Source organism: Pseudomonas cucumis (assembly GCF_030687935.1).
GTDB classification, from domain to species: Bacteria; Pseudomonadota; Gammaproteobacteria; order Pseudomonadales; family Pseudomonadaceae; genus Aquipseudomonas; species Aquipseudomonas cucumis.
On sequence record NZ_CP117454.1, the window covers coordinates 1,567,209 to 1,586,244 of the forward strand.

General features: G+C 58.1%; 11 protein-coding genes. 7 read left to right on the top strand and 4 right to left on the bottom strand.

Annotation, left to right across the window (positions count from 1 at the left end):
• Nucleotides 1–46: 46 nt before the first annotated feature.
• The 3 genes from PSH97_RS07085 to PSH97_RS07095 form a co-directional block, all read right to left on the bottom strand.
• The gene (locus tag PSH97_RS07085; protein ID WP_007934889.1) at nt 47–1,297 is read right to left on the bottom strand and encodes a ribonucleotide-diphosphate reductase subunit beta; all 1,251 of its coding nucleotides are present in this window, start codon (nt 1,295–1,297) and stop codon (nt 47–49) included.
• A gap of 656 nt (nt 1,298–1,953) precedes the next feature.
• Nucleotides 1,954–2,226, bottom strand: coding sequence for a hypothetical protein (locus PSH97_RS07090; protein ID WP_305448640.1), 273 nt, complete (start codon nt 2,224–2,226; stop codon nt 1,954–1,956).
• Nucleotides 2,227–2,411: 185 nt separating this feature from the next.
• Nucleotides 2,412–2,675, bottom strand: a complete 264-nt coding sequence (locus PSH97_RS07095) for a DUF2790 domain-containing protein (RefSeq protein ID WP_305448641.1) — start codon at nt 2,673–2,675, stop codon at nt 2,412–2,414.
• 467 nt (nt 2,676–3,142) lie between these two features.
• Between PSH97_RS07095 and acs the strand changes: the two genes are divergently transcribed.
• The 7 genes from acs to argR all read left to right on the top strand — a co-directional run bounded on the left by acs (nt 3,143) and on the right by argR (nt 11,015).
• On the top strand, nt 3,143–5,098 hold the full coding sequence (gene acs, locus PSH97_RS07100) for an acetate--CoA ligase (protein WP_305448642.1): 1,956 nt from the start codon (nt 3,143–3,145) through the stop codon (nt 5,096–5,098).
• A gap of 669 nt (nt 5,099–5,767) precedes the next feature.
• On the top strand, nt 5,768–6,541 hold the full coding sequence (locus PSH97_RS07105) for an ABC transporter substrate-binding protein (protein ID WP_237884082.1): 774 nt from the start codon (nt 5,768–5,770) through the stop codon (nt 6,539–6,541).
• A gap of 90 nt (nt 6,542–6,631) precedes the next feature.
• The gene (locus tag PSH97_RS07110) at nt 6,632–7,321 is read left to right on the top strand and encodes an ABC transporter permease (RefSeq protein WP_007951063.1); all 690 of its coding nucleotides are present in this window, start codon (nt 6,632–6,634) and stop codon (nt 7,319–7,321) included.
• Complete coding sequence (locus PSH97_RS07115) at nt 7,318–8,016, top strand: ABC transporter permease (protein WP_123495817.1); 699 nt, start codon at nt 7,318–7,320, stop codon at nt 8,014–8,016. Before PSH97_RS07110 ends, PSH97_RS07115 begins: the two co-directional genes overlap by 4 nt.
• 1 nt (nt 8,017) lies before the next feature.
• On the top strand, nt 8,018–9,130 hold the full coding sequence (locus tag PSH97_RS07120; protein ID WP_305448643.1) for a M14 family metallopeptidase: 1,113 nt from the start codon (nt 8,018–8,020) through the stop codon (nt 9,128–9,130).
• Between the two features lie 27 nt (nt 9,131–9,157).
• On the top strand, nt 9,158–9,922 hold the full coding sequence (locus PSH97_RS07125) for an ABC transporter ATP-binding protein (protein ID WP_305448644.1): 765 nt from the start codon (nt 9,158–9,160) through the stop codon (nt 9,920–9,922).
• Between the two features lie 112 nt (nt 9,923–10,034).
• Nucleotides 10,035–11,015 carry a transcriptional regulator ArgR gene (gene argR, locus PSH97_RS07130; RefSeq protein ID WP_008071845.1) on the top strand — a complete coding sequence of 327 codons (981 nt, stop codon included), beginning with the start codon at nt 10,035–10,037 and terminating at the stop codon, nt 11,013–11,015.
• A gap of 58 nt (nt 11,016–11,073) precedes the next feature.
• On the opposite strand, the gene PSH97_RS07135 is transcribed toward argR, so the two are convergent.
• Nucleotides 11,074–18,816: a dermonecrotic toxin domain-containing protein gene (locus tag PSH97_RS07135; RefSeq protein ID WP_305448645.1), complete on the bottom strand. Its 7,743-nt coding sequence runs from the start codon at nt 18,814–18,816 to the stop codon at nt 11,074–11,076.
• Nucleotides 18,817–19,036 lie beyond the last annotated feature (220 nt).

Below are 19,036 nucleotides of genomic sequence, written 5' to 3' on the forward strand. Positions count from 1 at the left end.
CAATCTGCCGATTCAGATCACAACCGGCCGTGGCTAGCTCCAGGAATCAATCCCAGCTCAACGCCCCACCAGTCTGATACTCAATAACCCGAGTCTCAAAGAAATTCTTCTCTTTCTTCAAGTCCATGATCTCGCTCATCCAAGGGAACGGGTTAGTCGTCCCTGGATACTCTTCCTTCAACCCAATCTGCGACAAACGACGGTTAGCGATGAACTTCAGATAATCCTCCATCATCGCCGCATTCATGCCCAACACCCCACGAGGCATGGTGTCACGAGCGTATTCAATCTCCAGCTGAGTCCCCTGCAGAATCATCTGGCTCGCTTCTTCCTTCATCTCAGCATCCCACAAATGCGGGTTTTCGATTTTGATCTGGTTGATCACGTCGATGCCGAAGTTCAGGTGCATGGATTCGTCGCGCAGGATGTACTGGAACTGCTCGGCGACGCCGGTCATTTTGTTGCGGCGGCCCATGGAGAGGATTTGGGTGAAGCCGCAGTAAAAGAAGATGCCTTCCAGAACGCAGTAGTAGGCGATCAGGTTGCGCAGCAACTCTTTGTCGGTTTCGACGGTGCCGGTTTCGAACTTCGGATCGGAGATCGAACGGGTGTATTTCAGGCCCCAGGTGGCTTTTTTCGCGACCGATGGGATCTCGTGGTACATGTTGAAGATCTCGCCTTCATCCATGGCCAACGATTCGATGCAGTACTGGTAGGCGTGGGTGTGGATCGCCTCTTCGAAGGCCTGGCGCAGGATGTACTGGCGGCATTCCGGGTTGGTGATCAGGCGGTACACGGCCAGGACCAGGTTGTTGGCAACCAGGGAGTCGGCGGTGGAGAAGAAGCCGAGGTTGCGCATCACGATGCGGCGCTCGTCGTCGGTCAGGCCTTCCGGGTTTTTCCAGAGGGCGATGTCGGCGGTCATGTTGACTTCTTGCGGCATCCAGTGGTTTGCGCAGCCGTCCAGGTACTTCTGCCATGCCCAATCGTACTTGAATGGGACGAGCTGGTTGAGGTCGGCGCGGCAGTTGATCATGCGCTTTTCATCGACAGCTACACGGGCGGAGGCGCCTTCCAGTTCGGCGAGGCCTTCGGCGACGTCGAGGGAATCCAGGGCAGCCTTGGCGCGGGCGATAGCGGCGGAGTCCGTCGCGGTCACGGCGCGGGCCTCTTGAGCGGCGGCACCACCGGCGCTGTCGAGGCGGTCCATGTTGGCTTCAGAAGCGTGGCCGGCATTGGCGCCTTTTACAGCGACTTCGCCGTCATCTTCTTTGTCGAATTCGTCCCAGCTCAGCATGACGTGTCGTCTCCTGCGTGAGGGCCAGATTGCCCGTGTGAAAACTGATAGGTTGGTTTTTCACACGGCCGGTTCTGGCCGCGTTGGATCTAAAGGAAATCGTTTTTTGCAGCAGTACAACGCAGGCAATAAACAGAATTTTGTACGGGTGTTCCGAAGCCACTGATGGGCGCAGAAAAGGTGAACCGCTCTGCGTGGGCTTCAGACTGGCTTTTCACCCCTGTAAGGGAATATTGCAGGCCCGTTTAAGTGCGCATTATAAGGAAATTTTCGGCCCCGTGGTGCGGCGAAATGGCACTCGGAGCGGTCGGCGGGGGGCGTTTTCAGGTTGGAGCGAGGGTTTACAGGGCTTTGGCGGAGGAAGTTTTTTTTTCGTCTGTTTTGGCTGGTTTTTGACGGTAAGGGCTGGGTGTTTGCGTTGTTGTGGTCTGCTGTTGTGTTGCAAGCCAGGTGGGGCGGGGCTTTCAGGGGAGGGGGAGCATTTTTGTGGGCGAGATTGAGTGCAGTTTTTGGCTGAAAATATTCTTGGAATAGGTTGCTCAAAAAACAACCAGAAACGGCGTTTTTTACTACATGTAGTGGTTTTTGTCGATTTTTGACCACTCCAGACACAACTAAGCCCGACCGAAGTCGGGCTTTTATGTCGTGTTCGATTTTCAGCTGAAACGAGCTGCACCTACGTGGTCAGAACCGTCGGCAGCGACTTTGGCTGCGCCAGTGTGATCAGAACCATCAGCAGCGACCTTGGCGGCGCCAGTGTGATCGAAGCCATCTGAAGCGAAAGACGCCGAACCGGTGTGGTCGTAACCGTCAGAAGCGACAGCCGCTTCAGTGAAAGTAGCCGAGCCAGTGCGGTCGTAGCCATCGGCGGCGAAGGTGTTGGCGGCCAGGACGGAAAGGGTCAGGGCGAGGATCAGTTTGGTTTTCATGGTAGTGGCTCCAGGTTCGTTGGCGTTGTGTGCCTTGGGTGTGGAATGAATACTACGCCAAGTAATTTGATTGAAAAGTGCAAATAAATGCTTAAAACAATCGTATTTGTCGATACAAGGCTCGGCACTTCATCTGGTCTCTAAAAAAGGATGGGTCGAGCCTCGGGAGATAAAAGTGGGGCGGATCAGCCGTTAGAACAGCCGTTACCCATGACGCTGTAACGCAGAATGTGTCGCTGACCTTTGGAGTCGTCGTATTCCATTTTGGCCGGAACCACTTCGCAGACATTCGGGATTTCGCTCATCGATATAACTTTGGCGATGTCCAGATGGGTGGAGTAGGTGTATTCCTCGACGACGGGTTGTTGCTGTGCGACATCAGTCGGGGCCTCATCCGCCATGGCGGTTGCGCACAGACTGCTGAGGGCCAGAACCAATAAAGCTTTCATTTCAGTTTTACCTTTCTAAGGTCGAGTGGGGTCACGCAATCTTTTGGGGATTGCGTGTGGAGCTTTAATAAAGAGTCTTGGATTAACTGCCTTCGTGGGGGCTGCAACTGGGTTAATCACGTTGCCGTGTTGGCGAGGCTGATTTTAGGCCTGGGGGTGGCGTGCATATAGCCGTGCTTTTGATAAACACCTTTGGCAGATTTGGTAACAATCCCCGAGAGCCCACCCATCTCCACTGCGCAGAATCTGCCGAAGACTGCGATCTTTCGACTGAAAAAGCCGAAGATCAAAAGATCGCAGGCTTCACCTGCTTCTACGGAGGCCCTAACAGCCGGGCTTGAGCGCCTCGTCGCGGTATAGCCACATTTTGTAGGGGCTTGTTACTACCATCGTCGAATGGTTCTATAGGCCCGGCCCGGCTACAACTGGGGCCATACAAAAACAACTATTCCACCGAGGTAAGAAAGATGAGTGCGGCTTCTTTGTATCCCGTTCGTCCCGAGGTAGCAGCCAACACGCTGACTGACGAGGCCACCTATAAGGCCATGTACCAGCAGTCGGTCGTCAACCCGGACGGCTTCTGGCGCGAACAAGCCAAGCGCCTCGACTGGATCAAGCCTTTCACCACGGTGAAGCAGACGTCCTTCGACGATCACCATGTCGACATCAAATGGTTCGCCGACGGCACGCTGAACGTTTCCTACAACTGCCTCGACCGTCATCTGGCCGAGCGCGGCGATCAAATCGCGATCATTTGGGAAGGGGATGACCCTGCCGAAAGCCGCAACATCACCTACCGCGAGCTGCACGAAGAAGTGTGCAAGTTCGCCAACGCCTTGCGCGGCCAGGATGTGCACCGCGGCGACGTGGTGACGATCTATATGCCGATGATCCCCGAAGCCGTGGTCGCCATGCTGGCGTGCGCCCGGATCGGCGCGATTCACTCGGTGGTGTTCGGTGGTTTCTCGCCGGAAGCCCTGGCCGGTCGCATCATCGACTGCAAATCCAAAGTGGTGATCACCGCCGACGAAGGCATTCGTGCCGGCAAGAAGATCCCGCTCAAGACTAACGTCGACGACGCGCTGACCAACCCGGAAACCAGCAGTATTCAGAAAGTCATCGTGTGCAAGCGCACCGGTGGCAACATCAAGTGGAACCAGCATCGCGACATCTGGTACGAAGACCTGATGAAAGTGGCGGGCAGTGTCTGCGCGCCGAAAGAGATGGGCGCTGAAGAAGCGCTGTTCATCCTTTATACCTCCGGCTCCACCGGCAAGCCGAAGGGTGTGCAGCACACCACTGGCGGTTACCTGCTGTATGCGGCGATGACCCACGAGCGCGTGTTCGACTATCGCCCGGGCGAAATCTACTGGTGCACCGCCGACGTCGGCTGGGTCACCGGCCACAGCTATATCGTCTACGGCCCATTGGCCAACGGCGCGACCACGCTGCTGTTCGAAGGCGTGCCGAACTATCCGGACATCACCCGGGTGGCGAAGATCGTCGACAAGCACAAGGTCAACATCCTCTACACGGCGCCAACCGCGATCCGCGCAATGATGGCGTCGGGCAAAGCCGCTGTGGAAGGTGCCGATGGCAGCAGCCTGCGTCTGTTGGGTTCGGTCGGTGAGCCGATCAACCCGGAAGCGTGGGATTGGTACTACAAGAATGTCGGCCAATCCCGTTGCCCGATCGTCGACACCTGGTGGCAAACCGAAACCGGCGGCAACATGATGAGCCCGCTGCCGGGCGCTCACGCCCTCAAGCCGGGTTCTGCGGCGCGACCGTTCTTCGGTGTGGTGCCAGCGTTGGTCGACAACCTGGGCAACATCATCGAAGGCGTGGCCGAGGGCAACCTGGTGATTCTCGATTCGTGGCCGGGCCAGGCGCGCACGCTGTACGGCGACCATGACCGCTTCGTAGATACTTACTTCAAGACCTTCCGTGGCATGTATTTCACTGGCGACGGCGCACGCCGCGACGAAGACGGTTACTACTGGATCACCGGGCGTGTGGATGACGTGCTTAACGTTTCCGGGCACCGCATGGGCACCGCCGAGATCGAAAGCGCGATGGTCGCTCACCCGAAAGTCGCCGAGGCGGCGGTGGTGGGTGTGCCGCACGACATCAAGGGGCAGGGCATTTATGTCTACGTAACCCTGAACGGTGGCGAAGAGCCGACCGAGCAATTGCGTCTGGAACTGAAAAACTGGGTGCGTAAAGAGATCGGCCCGATTGCTTCGCCAGATGTGATTCAGTGGGCGCCGGGGCTGCCGAAAACCCGTTCGGGCAAGATCATGCGCCGGATTCTGCGCAAGATTGCTACGGCCGAATACGATGGGTTGGGGGATATTTCAACCCTGGCCGATCCGGGTGTGGTGCAGCATCTGATTGATACGCACAAGACCATGAACGTCGCTTAACAGCGGTTCTTGAGTCATCGAAGCCCTGCCAGGTGTTGAGCCTGGTGGGGTTTTTTCGTCTTGATCGTTCCCATGCTCTGCGTGGGAATGCCGCCATGGACGCTCCGCGTCCGCCGTTGACGCTGTGACGCAGAGCGTCACGGGATGCATTCCCACGCGGAGCGTGGGAACGATCAGCGGGAGTGCCAATAATTATCGGTGTCAGCCGTAGGCCAATTCCCACTGTTACCCATCCCCCTTCAAGTTACTGAATGTGTAACCGCACGCTCGACAACGAGGCATTGGGAAACGCAAAGCCCCGTTTCAGGGCCTCTCAACCGGCATGAAAAATAAGACACAACGCTGCGCTTGCCGGATTAGAAGGGTTTGCGAATAATAGGCCCGCAATTTGCAATATAGATCGGTTCACTGTCTTTTGCTCTTGCATGAAATTGCAAGACTGTCAATGCGCTCAAGCGGCTTTCTCATTGCATCTGTAATTTGTTGTCGCATTGAAGAAATATCGGCTTCGGGCCTGTCGTTAGAATGCCGATCACTCGCTCGTCGTTGCCTGCGTTGAAATCAGCGCACGGTTCCTAGGACGCAGCACCGCTTTTGTGGTTTAACCCATTCGCATATTGGGCTGTCGCTCACTCTGCCGTTTTTGCCCTTTACCGATGGAGTCCCAAGATGAAGAAACTTGTGCTGCTTGGCGCCCTGGCGCTGTCCGTGCTGTCCCTGCCGACCTTCGCCGATGACAAGCCCGTAAAAATCGGTATCGAAGCAGCTTACCCTCCGTTCGCCTCCAAGGCGCCGGACGGCAGCATCGTTGGTTTCGACTACGACATCGGCAACGCCCTGTGCGAAGAGATGAAGGTCAAGTGCGTGTGGGTCGAGCAAGAGTTCGACGGCCTGATCCCTGCGCTCAAAGTGCGCAAGATCGACGCGATCCTGTCGTCCATGTCGATCACTGAAGACCGCAAGAAGTCCGTGGACTTCACCAACAAGTACTACAACACCCCGGCTCGCCTGGTCATGAAGGCTGGCACTCAGGTCAGCGACAGCCTGGCTGAGCTGAAGGGCAAGAACATCGGCGTGCAACGTGGTTCGATCCACGAGCGTTTCGCCCGCGAAGTCCTGGCCCCGCTGGGTGCCGAGATCAAGCCTTACGGTTCGCAGAACGAAATCTACCTCGACGTGGCTGCCGGTCGCCTCGACGGCACTGTGGCAGACGCTACCCTGCTGGATGACGGTTTCTTGAAAACCGACGCCGGCAAGGGCTTCGCCTTCGTTGGCCCGGCCTTCACCGACGTCAAATACTTCGGCGACGGCGTGGGTATTGCGGTTCGCAAGGGCGACGCGCTGAAAGACAAGATCAACACCGCGATCGCGGCCATTCGCGAGAACGGCAAGTACAAGCAAATCCAGGACAAGTACTTCGCCTTCGATATCTACGGCAAGTAATCGTCCCCGCAACAAGTCCGAAATGGCGCAAGCAACAGGATCTCTGAGGTTTGCGCCATTTTTTCATCCCAACTTTCGAGGACCTGAATCATGTTGAAAGGCTACGGGGCTGTCATCCTCGATGGCGCATGGCTGACGCTTCAGCTCGCCTTGTCGTCCATGGCCCTGGCCATCGTTCTGGGGCTGATCGGCGTTGCGCTGCGTCTGTCGCCGGTGCGCTGGCTGGCCTGGCTGGGCGATCTGTATTCCACGGTGATTCGCGGTATTCCCGACCTGGTGCTGATCCTGCTGATTTTCTACGGCGGCCAGGACCTGCTCAACCGCGTCGCGCCGATGCTCGGCTATGACGACTACATCGACCTGAACCCGTTGGCCGCCGGTATCGGCACCCTGGGCTTCATCTTCGGTGCGTACCTGTCGGAAACCTTCCGTGGTGCCTTCATGGCAATCCCGAAAGGGCAGGCGGAAGCCGGCATGGCGTACGGCATGAGCAGTTTTCAGGTGTTCTTCCGGGTGTTGGTGCCGCAGATGATTCGTCTGGCGATTCCGGGCTTCACCAACAACTGGCTGGTATTGACCAAGGCGACCGCGCTGATTTCGGTGGTCGGTCTGCAAGACATGATGTTCAAGGCCAAGCAGGCGGCAGACGCTACCCGCGAGCCTTTCACCTTCTTCCTCGCAGTGGCGGCGATGTATCTGGTGATTACCAGTGTCTCGTTGCTGGCATTGCGTCACCTTGAGAAGCGCTACTCGGTAGGCGTAAGGGCGGCTGATCTATGATCTTCGACTACAACGTCATTTGGGAGGCCTTGCCGCTGTACTTCGGCGGCCTGGTGACCACCCTTAAATTGCTCGCGTTGTCGCTGTTTTTCGGTCTGCTGGCGGCGCTGCCGTTGGGGCTGATGCGCGTCTCCAAGCAGCCGGTCGTCAACATGAGTGCCTGGCTGTTCACTTACGTGATCCGCGGCACGCCGATGCTGGTGCAGCTGTTTTTGATCTACTACGGTCTGGCGCAATTCGAAGCGGTACGTGAAAGCTTCCTCTGGCCATGGCTGTCCAGCGCCACGTTCTGTGCGTGCCTGGCCTTCGCCATCAACACCAGCGCCTACACCGCCGAAATCATCGCCGGCAGCCTGCGCGCCACGCCGAATGGCGAGATCGAAGCGGCCAAGGCCATGGGCATGTCGCGGGTCAAAATGTATAAGCGGATCCTGCTGCCGTCGGCCCTGCGCCGGGCACTGCCGCAATACAGCAACGAAGTGATCATGATGCTGCAGACCACCAGTCTGGCGTCCATCGTGACCCTGATCGACATCACCGGTGCCGCGCGCACGGTCAACGCTCAGTTCTACTTGCCGTTCGAAGCCTACATCACCGCCGGCGTGTTCTACCTGTGCCTGACATTCATTCTGGTGCGCCTGTTCAAAATGGCCGAGCACCGCTGGCTGGGCTATCTGGCCCCGCGGAAGCATTGATATGGAACGCATCGATCATGCATTGCCGTGGAGCCACCTGGGCAGCGAACGCCGGATTTCGGTGTTCCGCTTCGGTGCTGGCGAGCGCAAGGCCTACATCCAGGCCAGCCTGCACGCCGATGAGCTGCCGGGGATGCGCACCGCCTGGGAGCTGAAAAAGCGCCTGACCGAACTCGAAGCCCAAGGCTTGCTGAACGGTGTGATCGAACTGGTACCGGTGGCCAATCCACTGGGCCTCGGTCAACTGCTTCAGGGTAACCATCAGGGGCGTTTCGAAGCCGGCAGCGGCAAGAACTTCAACCGGGATTTCGTCGAGTTGAGCGAGCCCGTGGCCGCTGAGCTCCAAGGACACTTGGGTGACGATCCTCACGCCAATATCCGTTTGATCCGTGAAACCATGAGCGATGTGCTGGCCGCCTTGCCACCGGCTGCCAGTCAGTTGCAAGGCATGCAGCGCATCTTGCTCAGCCATGCCTGCACCGCCGATGTGGTGCTGGATCTGCACTGCGATTGCGAAGCGGCGCTGCACATGTATGCCTTGCCGCAACACTGGCCGCATTGGCGTTCACTGGCCGCCCACTTGAACGTCAAGGTCGGGCTGCTGGCGGAAGATTCCGGCGGCAGTTCCTTTGACGAAGCGTGTTCGCTGCCATGGCTGCGCCTGTCGCGCCTGTTTCCGGATGCCCAGATTCCACTGGCCTGCCTGGCGACGACCATCGAGTTGGGCGGCCAATCCGATACCGGTCGCCCAGAGGCGATGGCTCACGCCGAAGGCATTCTGGCGTTCCTCGCGGAACAAGGCTTGATCAGTGGCGAATGGCCAAAACCTGCGCAAGACGCTTGCGAAGGCATGCCGTTCGAAGGCACCGAATTGCTGTTCGCGCCGCATCCGGGCGTGGTGAGTTTTCTGCGTAAACCCGGTGAGTGGGTTGAAGCGGGCGACGAGATTTTCGAAGTGATCGATCCGTTATCGGATCGGGTCAGCACGGTGTGTGCTGGTACGTCCGGGGTGCTGTTTGCCATTGAACGGCTGCGTTATGCCCAACCCGGTTTCTGGCTGGCCAAGGTGGCGGGGCGCGAAGCGCTGCGTCACGGGCGCTTGCTCAACGACTGACTGACTGTTTTTGTGAGAACCGACCGCATGTACAAACTTGAAGTCCAAGACCTGCATAAACGCTATGGCAGTCACGAAGTGCTCAAGGGCGTGTCCCTGAAAGCGGCGGCTGGCGATGTGATCAGCATCATCGGCTCCAGTGGCTCCGGCAAAAGTACTTTCCTGCGCTGCATCAACCTGCTCGAGCAGCCGCACGCGGGCAAGATTCTGCTCAACAACGAAGAGCTGAAACTGGTCGCCAACAAGGACGGCGCGCTGAAAGCCGCCGACCCGAAACAGCTGCAACGCATGCGTTCGCGCCTGTCGATGGTGTTCCAGCATTTCAACCTGTGGTCGCACATGACCGCGATGGAAAACATCATGGAAGCGCCGGTCCACGTGCTCGGTATGTCCAAAGCCGAAGCCCGCGAGAAGGCTGAGCACTACCTGAACAAGGTCGGTGTTGCGCATCGCAAAGACGCCTACCCTGGCCACATGTCCGGCGGTGAGCAGCAGCGTGTGGCAATTGCCCGTGCGCTGGCGATGGAGCCTGAGGTGATGCTGTTCGACGAACCGACTTCGGCCCTCGACCCTGAATTGGTTGGTGACGTGCTGAAAGTCATGCAGGCCCTGGCGCAGGAAGGCCGGACCATGGTGGTGGTGACGCACGAAATGGGCTTTGCCCGTGAAGTGTCGAACCAGCTGGTGTTCTTGCACAAAGGCGTCGTCGAAGAATGCGGCAACCCGCGCGAAGTGCTGGTCAATCCGCAGTCTGAACGTTTGCAACAATTCCTCTCGGGCAGCCTCAAGTAATCGCTCCCGTTACGCACCAAATTAGGTCATGCTGCGCACCGCGCGCCGATGGTCTAATTTGGTTGCAGCCGCCTTCGGCTTTAACACTGTTTTCGTTTCGGATTGCCCGCCCATGACTGCCCATCGAATTGGTTTCCTGATTTGGCCCAGCACTAAAGCTCTGACGCTTGCGCTGGCTGAGGAGGCCTTGCGTGTTGCCCAGCGTGTGCACCCGGATGTTGTTTACGAACTGTCGTTTTTGCAGGCCGAACCGCCAACCGAAGGCGCCTGGCAATTGCCGGGTGAGCCGTGGGCCGGCAAGCTCGAAAACTTCCAGAAACTGTTCCTGCTCGCCGATGAGCCTCCGACCTCGCTTGCACCAGCGCTCAGCAGTGGGCTGAAACAACTGGTGCGAGCCGGTTGTGTGATCGGCGGTTTGTCGGCCGGTGTTTACCCGTTGGCGCAACTCGGTTTGCTCGACGGTTATCGCGCTGCCGTGCATTGGCGCTGGCAGGACGATTTCGCCGAGCGTTTTCCGAAAGTCATTGCCACCAGTCACCTGTTCGATTGGGATCGCGATCGCTTGACCGCCTGTGGCGGCATGTCGGTTCTCGATTTGCTGTTGGCGGTGCTGGCCCGTGATCACGGCGCCGAACTGGCTGGCGCGGTGTCGGAAGAACTGGTGGTCGAACGCATCCGTGAGGGCGGCGAGCGCCAGCGCATTCCGTTGCAAAACCGCTTGGGCTCCAGCCATCCGAAGCTCACCCAAGCGGTGTTGCTGATGGAAGCCAACATCGAAGAACCGCTGACCACCGACGAAATCGCCCAGCATGTGTGCGTATCGCGTCGGCAGCTGGAGCGGATCTTCAAGCAATACCTCAACCGTGTGCCGAGCCAGTATTACCTGGAGCTGCGCCTGAACAAGGCCCGGCAAATGTTGATGCAAACCAGCAAGTCGATCATCCAGATCGGCCTGTCGTGTGGTTTCTCTTCGGGGCCGCATTTCTCCAGCGCCTACCGCAACTTCTTCGGTGCCACGCCGCGGGAAGATCGCAACCAGCGGCGCAGCAGCAGTCCATTCGAGTTGTCGTCGGTGCCGTCCGAACGCGGTTGACCACGAGCGACAACGCCATGGAGTCCGGCGCCATGGCGTTGGTTGTCTGATGCGTTCTTCAGTCCTCTATGTCGACGTCAGCACGGATGACAGCAGGCGGTTGCCCTATGGCATTGTCGACATTCAGCGTCTGACCCGTTTCGTGGTAGTAGGCCCGAATACGCTCCATGCTTGGTGCGGAGAAGGGATTGCCGCGCAAGTCGTAACGGTCGCTGATTTCCGCCGGGACTTCCATCAACTCTTGCGGCACTTCGGTGATCGCATTGCCCGACAAGTCAATCTCGTTCCACTGGAAGTTGCCAAGCACTCCATTGGGGAATTCGGTAATGCCTGTACCGCTCAGGTCCAGATCGGTAAGCCCCTGCAGGTTGCTCAGATCCGGGGTAAGCCCCAGCGGGTTATCCCGCAGATTCAGCACCTCAAGGTTATGCATGCCGGCCAGCGCGGTCACCGTGTCTGGCGTCAGGGTGACATTACACTCTGGCAGGCTCAATGCCGTCAGGCGCCCCATCTTGAAGAGTGCGTCGGGAAGATTGCCCAGGTTGTAATCTCGGATGGCAAGGTTGTCCAGGTTGGGGAATGATTCCAGGAATCGGCCGATCCGTGGCGAGTAATCGCCAGTACCGAGCAGAAACATTTCCGGCACATGACCGAAGTCGGCGCTCAGCGTCGGCAACTCGCCCAGGATCGACAGGTTCGAGGTGAATCCGTAGTTGTCGACATCCGAATCTTCCACCGGTGTTTTACGCCAGCAGGTCAGCAGCGCTTCTTTGAACGCCTCTCTCTTTTGCTCCTCCAGCAGTCGTTCGTCCGCGCTGAGCGGTTCCCCAGTGACGGGGTGGTCGGGTATGTCGGCCGCCCAGTCGGCAAGACTTCTGGTCAAGTTGCCGAGTTCGGCTTCCCGGTGTGTCAGTTCGTTTCGACCATCGACCAATGTACCGTTCAGGCGGTAGATGAAGCTGCTGGCCTGTTCATCGGTCAGGGCTGGGTACAGTGTCTGGGCACGAGCGATATCAGCTTGTTCGGCAAGTACGCCAAGATCTTCCCCGGTGCGGCGATAGTAGTCCTTGATCCGCTCTCGTGTGGCGGCGTTCAACGGATTGTTGCCGAAGTCGTAGCCCTTGCCGGCGGAGGCCGGCAGATTGAAGACTTCCGCGGGAAGTTCGGTGATGTGGTTAGTGTTGAGGACGACAGTTTCAAGTCCAGGATGGTTCAACAGCCCAGTTGGAAGCCCGGAAATTCCGATGCTGGCAAGATCGAGATATTCAAGTGCCGGCATGTTCCGGATATCGGGCAGCCTGCCCAGTGGATTGTTGTAGAGCTCCAGGCTTTTAAGGTGCGTGAGTGACGAAAGGGTGGCGCTGCCTTCTGCATTCAACACCACGGCGCAATGGCTCATGACCAGTTGTTCAAGTGCAGGCATCCGGGTGAGCGCCTGGGGCACTTGCTCCAAGGCCAGGTCGCGCAGTTCCAGGGTGTTCAGGCCGGTAAAACACTGGAGAAACCCATTGCTCGCCCGCAACTGAGGATTGCCGGTAATCGATAGCGTCATGACGTGGCCGAAGTCTGCACTCAATGCAGGGAGCTCGCCGATGAACGCCGGGTTCAAACTGAGCGTGCTCGTCCTCGACTCAGGTTGTTCTTGTGATCTTTCGCGCCAGAACTCTTCCATCTCCAGGCGAAACGCGATTCTGTCGGCGCGCTCCCGGGCTCGGTCATTCTCGCTCAGCAATACATTCGTTTCGGGATAATACTCAGGAATCTCGTCTATCCATTGGGCGAGCTCTTCGCTCAGTTGCCGGATTTCCGCTTCCCAGTGCGCGATCTGTATCCGCCCTTGTTCGATCGTGCCCGGCAGCAGATACAACACTCTCTCGGCGTCTTCAGTCGCCAGGAACGGAAACAGCGCGAGTGTACGATCGACATCCGCCCGGGACATCGAAACGCCAAAGTTCTGCCTGTGCCGCTGATAGTGGGCTTTTACTCGTTCGCGGCTGGCCGGGGTCAATGGGTTGTCGGTAAAGCTGAGTTGTTTGAGGCTCAGAGCGGAGACATTGAAGAGCTCGTCAGGCAGTTCGTTGATCCGGTTGTTATCGAAAATGCCGGCGACAAGGCGTGGATGCCCGAACAGGCCGTCCGGCAGATCTGAAATCCCGGTGTCGACCATTCGCACGTGAACCAGGGATGGCAGTGCGTCCAGTGCAGGGGGAACTCCCAGCGGGTTGTGGCTCAGGTTCAGGTATTGAAGCTGGCTCAGCGACGACAGGGTTGTCTGGGTTTCGGCGGTCAACGTCAGGGCACAATTTTCCATAATCAGGCGCTGCAGCGAAGGCATGCGCGTGAATGCCTGCGGAATTTGCTTCAAGCTGAAGTCATGCAGCTCCAGATGATGCAAGCCCGAAAAGGAGTCGAGGAAGGCATCGATGCCTCCCAAGGCGCCATTGCCATTCAAGGCTATATTGGAAATATGGCTGAAATCCGCCGACAAAGCGGGCAGCTCGCCGATGAAAGGCAAATCCGATTTCAGGCTGAAGCCTCTCAACCTGAGATCTTCCGCGGATCTGGCGCGCCACAGCTGTTCCAGTTGATCGGCGAATGCTGTTCTCGCCGTGTGCTCTGCAAGCAGCTGGCGGGAATTGAGCGATTGCCCGCTGGTTGGGTGGGTTTGGGGAATCGCTGTTTTCCACGCCCCAAGGTCGGTTTTCAATTGTTCGATCTCCGCCTGCCAATGCCTGAGTTGGCTGCGACCCTGCTCCAGAGAGCCGGGCAAGCTATAGAACACATCACTGGCTTCCTCACTGTCCAGACTCGGAAACAGCGCCCGAGTGGCGGCGATATCCTCCTGGTCGGCGAGCACTCCGAGGTCTTGACCGGTTTCACGGCAATAGACCTTGATCCGTTCCCGTGTGGAGGGGGAGAGCGGATTGTTGGAGAAGTCGAACCCGTTACTGATTTGACCGGGCAGTTCAAAAAGAGCCTCGGGCAGCTCGGTTATCTGGTTATCACTGACAATCGCCGTTCTCAATTTCGGATGGGCGATCATTCCGGACGGAATATCAGTGATCCCGGTGCGGGAAAGGTCGAGGTAGGTCAGTTCGCCAAGGGGCTCCACGTCGGGCGCGTTGCCCAGCGGGTTCTTGGGGAGCTCGAGTGAGTCAAGCCTGGGCAATGCCGCAAGCGCCCTCTGCGTTTCTGCTGTGAGCGTCACGCCGCAGTCTTCCAGGAGCAATGTTTCAAGCGTCGGCAGGCCGCTGAGTGTCTGAGGCACTTGATCGAGCGCGAAATTGCGCAAAATCAGGCGATTTAACCGCGGGAAGCTTCTGAGGAACGGGGAGGTGGCGCTTATGTTTTTGTTTCCGGTCAGCGACAACTCGGTGATGTGACTGAAATCTGCCGTCAACTCTGGCATGTCGCCCATGAACGATGTTTGTGCCGAGAATACGTCCGCTCTTGATAGCGGATGAACTGTTGAACGGTGGCGCCAGAGCCGCTCCAGACGCCCGGCAAACACCTCTCTTGCGTGAAACTCGTCGAGCCGCTCATTGGGATTAAGCATTTCGCCATTGGACGGGTTGCGGTCTGTCGTGTCCCGGGCCCACTTGGCGAGCTCAGCCGTCATCCGGGCTATTTCAGCCTCCCAACGGGCCAGTTGAAGCCGGCCTTGAATGAGTGAGCCTGGCAGACCGTAGACCAGTTCGCTGGCTTGACGATCATTGAGGTCTGAAAACAGTGCCTTCGTCCGGTCGATATCGGCTTGTTCGGCGCGCACGCCCAGGTCGCTCCCTGTGCGGTTGAAATAGGTCTTCACTCGTTCACGGGTAGCGGCGGAAAGAGGATTGCCGAAAAAATCGAAACCTGCGGTGGAGTCGGCAGACAGTTCGAACAAAGCGTCCGGCAGCGTGGTGATCTGATTGTCGGTGAGCCAGGCAATTCTGATTTGCGAGTGGTTCAGGAGTCCGGGCGGAACATCGGAAAGGCCGGTACTGGACAGGTTGAGATGAGTCAGCATCGGCATGAAGTTGAAATCAAACGTCACGCCCAGCGGGTTGCCCTCCAGATCCAGCGCGGTCAGTGCGTTGAGAGATGACAATATCGACTGGTTTTGCGGTGTGAGGAGCACACCGCAATTGCGCAGGGTCAATTGCTTGAGCGATGCGAGTGCCGTCAAGCGTTGTGGCAGGTTGTGCAGGTCGAAGTGGCGCAGTTCCAGTCGCAGCAGCCCCGGGAAGTTTTCGAGAAAGGCATCCATCGCACCTGGGGCTCCGCCACCGATCAGCTCCAGGCTGGCGACATGGCTGAAGTCGGCCGTCAGGACAGGCAGGTCGCCTATGACGGGTTCCGAAAAGCTCATTCGGGAGCCGTGCGGTCCCCGCATTTCCCTGCGCCAGCAACTGCGCAGGGCATGGGCGAACAATTGACGATCCCGCATGGCCGCCTGGCGTTCGCTTGACAGTCTGGCACCGCTTGCCGTGTCGACCTGCGGGAGGTTGAACATCCATTGATTCAGGTCGCTTTCGAGTTTTGCGTACTCGAGACGAAGTCGGGACAACTCGACGATCGCGCCGCCCGGATGACTTTCCAGACGTTGCGCCATGACCAGTAGTTCGAGATCGGAAATTCTTGGGAAGACCTCCCTTATTCTGTTCTCCAACGTGCGCGGCGTGCGCGGCGCATTGCGCGAATAACCTTCCGTCCCCAACAATCGCAACGTATCGACGACAGGTGCTTGAACAGGCTCGGGCGAAATCGCCAGGCGCAGATCGGTTCGTTCCAGCGGGTTATCACGGATGGCCTGTTTCAGTTTTTGCCCTTCGCCGATCTGCAGATTCATGGCCTGACGTTCGGCGTCCGGCAAGGCCTGCAGCACGCAGGTGTAAAAATCCGTCGGTGCATGCAGCTCCTGTCCCTGATGGTCGTACGGCTGCCAGGTGCCATCGGATTTGCGCACCAGCACTTTTTGAATGGAGGCGTTTACGGGCCCGGTGCTGTCAAGCACCTTTGCTTCGTAAGACTGATCCCGGACTTCCAGGCGTATGTCTTTGGACCAGCCAGGCAATTGTTTAAGGCTGTGCAACGCCAGGGTTTCGGTGTCCGGATTGCGCACCGAGTCCAGCTCAAGCCCTTCGAAGGCGCGGGCGATGCGCAGTTCCTGTCTGGCCAGTTTCGCCAGTTCCTGTTGTCGTTCCGGCCATTTTCCTTCGCCGATCGCCAACAGTTCCGAGCCGGTGGCCGTGTTCAGCAGTTCCTCGGTGATTCTGGCGGGTAACTGCGGCTCGTGCAGGGCTACGTTCTTTGCCAAGGGCTCATCGCGATGTTGAAGCGCTTGATAGCGTGCTTCGAAAAGCACGGTGCGTTGCTGTCGGGCGATCTGCGCGAGCCTGGCTCTGAGTGTGCGCGCGCGTCTGTCGAGGGCGAACATCTCGCCGAAATCTTCTCCCAGCAGCGTGTTGATTTCTGGCTCGCTGAGGGTTTGCAGCAGCGTCTTGAGCAAATCGCCACCTGCCAGCCTATCCTGGCGCAGCTCAGTCAGCGGCAGACGTTCATCGGTAGAGGATTGCCATGCGATCTCCCCTTGATCGTTGATAAAACGCAATCGTTTATTGGCCGGCCACAGGTTGTGTTCCTTGAGAAGCTGGAGCTGGGTCAGCGGATCCGCGCCCAGATAATCCTCGGGCCTGTCGCTGGCGATCCGGTCGATGAAACCTAGCAGGTCCTGATCGATCTTGAAGCGTTGGATGCTGTCGGCCAGCAGTGGCGGCAGGGGTTCCTGGTTTACGTGCATTTTGCGTAACGCGTCTTGCGGATAACCGCTGACCTTGAGTATTTGCTCGCGCCGGGCGGGGGAAAATGATTCGACGCTATGGCCGATGCGTTGTAATGCGGTGGCGGTGTCCCATTCCAGCGGTTGTTCGAGTTCGGTGTAAAACGCACCTTCGCCGTTATGGCGCACGATCGGCTGGTAAGCATCGGGCCGCGTCGGGTGTTCGATGCGGAACTTGCCGGGGTGCTCATGCTGGCTGATGGCGTAATGGGTCTGATCGATGGTCACCAGCCGCTTGCCCTGGTGCCAGTGCACGCCCTGGTGGTCTGGCGTGGATCCTTTGGGGGGCACGGCTTGACGTGCATAGACTTTCAGATCCGGTTTCCAGTAAAGGGTTTTGCCGTTGCGCAGTTTGACGGCCTGGAACCGATCAATGAATGACACAACGCTTGCTGGCAAAACCTTCGGCAGTTCTGTCATGGCAATCCTTGCGCCGAGCCCGAAGGCCCCCAGCTGGATCAATGATTCCAATGCTGTGAAAAAGTGTTCGGCGGCTTCGGTGGTCAAACCTTCGGACCAATCGACAATCCATTCGAAGGCCTCGTCGAGAAACTGATAGGCCATATAGGCCATCATCATTTCCCCGAGAAACGGGACAAAGGGCATCAAGACAAACGAGGCGATCTCGAGGATCGATGATGCCACCTTGACGAAAGAATCCCAGAGGGCCCAGCGGGTGTTGCTGTCGACCGTGGCGGTGGCGACGGCAATGACCGCTGCATCATTGAGGATCTTGTTCAGTTTGCGTTGATAGAGGTGCTCCCATAGTTCTGTGGTGATGGGGGTGACGGCAAACTGCAGTTTGGGTTTGTCGATGGGAGTGTCCCGCCAGGCGGGCAGCTGGCTTCCCGCTTGCGGCTTATGCCATGTCACCTTGCTCAGGCGGCGGCTCAGCTCGGAGAAGAAATGCCCCCGTTGCTCATGGGCCACGAAACGGCTGAAAAAACGCTGGTAGTCGGTCGAGCGCAACTGGCGGGTCAGTTCTTTCATCATTTCGGTGGGCGAGGCGTATTCCTTGACGGGATGGTCAGGGTCATCCGGTACATAAGCCACCACCCTGGCCGATGCCCCTGCCTGTTCCAGATCCGGTGCGAAAACCACGATGCCCGTCAGTGTGGCCGACATCATCGTCAAGTCGTGGCTTCGCACCGCATGCCCGTTCAGTCGCATACCTTGCAAGCCGTCGAGCAGGCCGCCGATCAGGCGTAAATAGTCTTCGCCAAGATCTCCATTCATCCGCGCCATCCGCAATGCGGCCTGCAAGGCGGCTTTCTGACTTTCGTTAACCTTGTGTCGCAATACAGCCGCGGCGACCGGACTGGATATCGCCAGGTTCTCTTCAAGGTAGGTTTTGTAGCGGGCACCGATATCCAGTTCCCGGCACAGGCGGGTGAAGGCCGGGATGCTGATTTTGGCGTTGACCTGCGCCAGCGTCTCGAATTGCCCCGTCGGGGACGGTTTGGTGATAAAGGATGAACCGGTCTCGTAGGCACCTTCGCGGGTTTCCTTCTCTTCGAAGTTGTGCAGCGCCGCTTCCACCAACGATACCGTCCAGGTTCGGGTGCCGGTGGTGAGCGGGAAACCGGGTGTCGTCACGGGTATGTAGAGGCGCAGGAAGGTTTGCGTAACCTCCAGATCCACGCCAAATCGCTCCTTCAACGCCGCGGTGAGCAAAGGTATGGCAAAGGCGTTGGCGTTTTGCAGGTGTTCCAGTTTCTGATCGACAGCGTTCTGTGCCGTCATGTGGGTGGCGATGGCGGCTCTCAACTCATCGTGCTGCGCCCGCGGCGCGGTCTTGATCCTGTCGGTGACAGGGCGCCGGTTGTTCTTCAGCGCTTCGCGCCGGGCAGAAGAGGCCTTGCCAAGCCATTCGGGGATGGCATTCCTTAGCGGCTCATAGTGCGAGGCAGGATTTAGCGGTGCAGGGCCGTCTCCGTCCCGGGGTGTGACAACAGGCGGATGCCCGGTCGATGTTTGCATGGGGGTGAATCCTTGAACGTCTATAGAAACGCCAAGCAAATCAAAATGCGCAAAGCCAGGTGCGGTACATATGTATGGCAGGGACAGCTTCTCGAATTGATATGCTGCGGGCCTGCTGCAATTGCCGGCGACAGTTTAAACTGCGCCTTTGCGACCCTATTTGTCGCATTGCCGTAAACCCGGGCAAAACCTGTGTTCGCGCTATAAGAAGTTGTCGCTT